A 1,123-nucleotide genomic window follows, 5' to 3' on the forward strand; every position below is an offset into this window, starting at 1 on the left:
TAACAAATTTCTACTTTTAAGTATATATTATATTAGATTATATTAAGGGGGTAACAACAATGGATTATACTTATGAGTGGATATATCCTAATCCAAAGCAACTACAAAATTCTATAAATTTAATTGGAAAATCAATCGAATCAGAAAAGAAAGATTCTATGTTTTATCAATGGTTAATTGATAATATACCAGTAGGTGAATTATCTTCTAAAGAAGTAAATGAAATAAAAGGAATAATAGAGTCGATTAGAGATGATGAGTTACGTCATAATCAAATGTATAAGAATATGTATTTTCAAATTACAGGGATGAAAATACAACCTGAAGAAGAAGCGTTTGTTCCGCCATCAAGTTTTAAAGATGGAATAGCAGATGCTATGATGGGAGAGTTAAATGCAGTTAAAACTTACCGCGAAATAATGGGAGGGCTTCCAAGTTTGTATTATAGAGATCAAGTTTTTAATATATTGAGTGATGAATTAAGACATGGAAATTTGTATAATTATATTTATACATTAGTTTCTGTTGGTTAATTAATAAATATTAAAATAAAAAGATGTAACTAATATTAGTTACATCTTTGATATTTACAATAAAAGTTGAATTAATCAGCAATTTCAACGACTTCAAGTATTTCTTGAGGACATGCTTTAACACATATTCCACAAGCCACACATTTAGATGGAGCTGGTTTATCCTCTGACTTTACAATAATTCCTTTTGGACATGCTTCTACACAAGTTAGGCATCCTGTACATTTTTTCTTATCGATTGTATAAACACCTTTAGCGTTTTTAGATATTGCATCTTCTGGACATTTTTTAGCACAAACGCCACATTGATTACAAGCTTTTACATCTAAAGCATCTTTTTTGTTAACCCCTATAGATATACAAGAGAAACCTTCTTTTTTATAAAAGGCTTCAGAACAAGCTAGCTCACAACTTAAACAAGCTTGACATAAAGATTTGTCTTTAACAACTAATTTTTTCAATTTATCTTCCCCCTTAATATGTAGATAATTTATTAGAAAATAAAACATCCTATTTTTAGTGTATATGATTATTATTGTAAAATCAACGAAGTAAATAAATCTACTGATTACTTTTTGGAAATCTAAAGA

Annotated in this window: 2 protein-coding genes; one reads left to right on the forward strand and one right to left on the reverse strand. The window is 28.0% G+C overall.

Annotated elements, in window-relative coordinates; all coding sequences use genetic code 11:
• Nucleotides 1-59 precede the first annotated feature (59 nt).
• Nucleotides 60-533, forward strand: a complete 474-nt coding sequence (locus NSA58_RS20490; protein WP_039679470.1) for a ferritin-like domain-containing protein — start codon at nucleotides 60-62, stop codon at nucleotides 531-533.
• A 71-nt stretch (nucleotides 534-604) separates the two neighbouring features.
• Here NSA58_RS20490 and NSA58_RS20495 read toward each other — a convergent pair whose 3' ends face one another.
• Nucleotides 605-994, reverse strand: a complete 390-nt coding sequence (locus NSA58_RS20495) for a 4Fe-4S binding protein (protein ID WP_039679471.1) — start codon at nucleotides 992-994, stop codon at nucleotides 605-607.
• Between the last annotated feature and the right edge of the window lie 129 nt (nucleotides 995-1,123).

Source organism: Terrisporobacter muris, from assembly GCF_024621905.1.
GTDB classification, from domain to species: domain Bacteria; phylum Bacillota; class Clostridia; order Peptostreptococcales; family Peptostreptococcaceae; genus Terrisporobacter; species Terrisporobacter muris.